Source organism: Bowdeniella nasicola (assembly GCF_001907295.1).
Lineage (GTDB): Bacteria > Actinomycetota > Actinomycetes > Actinomycetales > Actinomycetaceae > Bowdeniella > Bowdeniella nasicola.
Genome location: NZ_MQVR01000150.1, coordinates 1 through 1749, shown reverse-complemented (window position 1 = coordinate 1749; position 1749 = coordinate 1). Strand labels below are relative to the sequence as shown.

The following is a 1749-nucleotide window of genomic DNA, read 5'->3' as shown; positions in this document are numbered from 1 at the left end:
TGCTTGGTCAGCGTGCGCAACGGCCCGCCCTTGCGCTGGGCGTCCTCCTTCGCCCACGCGGCTGGCCAGTCGGCGGTATTGTAGGCCCGCGTCATCACCTCATCGACCTCGTCCAGTAGCCCTTCGGAGAGCAGGTCGAACGCCTTGCCCACTCGATCTCGGTTGTTCATCGCCATCGTTGTCTCCTAGAACCCACTACTTGCTGCCGACGAGGCTGCATCCAGCGCCGGCCAATCCCTACTCATCGAAGTCCTCTTCCGCCGCTGCGGTGAGCTGCCTCCGGGCGATCCGCTCCTGTGCCTCCCGGTAGATCGCCTGGATGCGGGCCTGGAGCTCCGCCTTCGGAGGCAGGGTCGTCCAGTATTCGGCGACCACGATCCCGTCCTTGTGCAGTTCGAGCAGCTCGATCTGGTCACGGCTCGCCTCGGTACACAGGATGAGGCCGATGGGCGGATTCTCGTCTGCCTGGCGTTCGTGCCGGTCCAGCCACTTCAGGTAGAAGTTCATCTGCCCCTGATAGCTCGGCTTGAACTTGCCGACCTTCAACTCCACCGCGATCAGCCGACGCAGTGGACGGGAGTAGAACAGCAGGTCGAGGTAGTAGTCGTCTCCATCGAAGGTCATGCGCTTCTGGCGTTCGACGAACGCCCACCCGCGACCGACCTCCAACAGGAACGCCTCCATGTCGTGGCGCAGAGCCGCTTCGAGGTCGCGCTCCAAGAAGGTGTCGGCCAGCCCGAGCATGTCCAGCAGCACCGGGTCGCGGAAAGCATCCAGCGGGACTGCCGAGCCCTCGGGAATCTGCGAGTCCGCGATCTCACGGCGCTCGAACGCCTTGCGCGAGATGGCGTGGCGAAGGTCACGAACGCTGAGGCGGCGGTCGATGATCTCCTTCACGTAGAAGGCTCGTGCGTCGTCGGTTGCGAGCGGAAACAGCTCGCGGAAGTGGGTCCAACTGACTTGTTGCGCCAGCGACGCAACAAGTTCAGGCTCGGTGAACTGCTGGGAGAACCGCACCATCCGATACAGGTTCGTCCGGTCGTAGCCTCGGCCGTACCGCGAGGTCAGTCGTTGCGCCAGCGACGCAACAAGTTCCTGGTCGTGCCCGGCGCGCCCCTCGCGCAACACGGCTACGTCAATCAATCGACCGATGTACCAGTTCCGCAGCGTCAAGGTCGCGTTCACCTGCGCGGCCGCAAACGACTGCGCCTGCTCAATCAGAGCCGACACCTGATCGACGAGCTCACCACCCGAGGCACTGACCGACTCCGCGATGGCCCGGAACGGAGTCAGATCAGCGCCAGAGCGGCGCGCGGCTGCGCCGCGGCTCTGGCCTTGATCTCGCTTTCCGGGCATGACCTAATCCTCGTCCTCGTCGAAGTCGAACGCCTGCTGGGACGAGCGCGGCGCCGAGGCATACTTGCGCGCCTGCTCGGTCACGTCACCCCAGGCACTCACCAGACCGTTGAACAGGATGGCGTCCTTCGTGTCCTTTTTCTTCTCGGCCTCGTGGAACAGCAGGAAGCCTAGCTCCTTCACCGCATCCAAGTTCACCCGCGTCTGAACAGACGGCAGCAACTCCGCCACCTTGTCCGCGCCGTCCTTGGACATCACCGCGGCAAGACGGACCGTCGCCTCCCACACGCTGACCCGCTCGTCGGCTGCTGCGTCCCAGGCTCCTTCGAGATGAGACGGCGAGAGCAGGCGAGCCTTGCCGCCCTTCGCTTCGAAGATGCCGCCGCGTTCGAG

The 1749-nt window shown here is 64.5% G+C and carries 1 protein-coding gene and 1 pseudogene; both read right to left on the bottom strand.

Annotated elements, in window-relative coordinates:
- Window positions 1–237: 237 nt before the first annotated feature.
- On the bottom strand, window positions 238–1356 hold the full coding sequence (locus BSZ39_RS12705) for a PDDEXK nuclease domain-containing protein (RefSeq protein WP_083603364.1): 1119 nt from the start codon (window positions 1354–1356) through the stop codon (window positions 238–240).
- A gap of 3 nt (window positions 1357–1359) precedes the next feature.
- Window positions 1360–1749, bottom strand: a pseudogene (locus BSZ39_RS12700) (hypothetical protein); the annotation flags it as partial.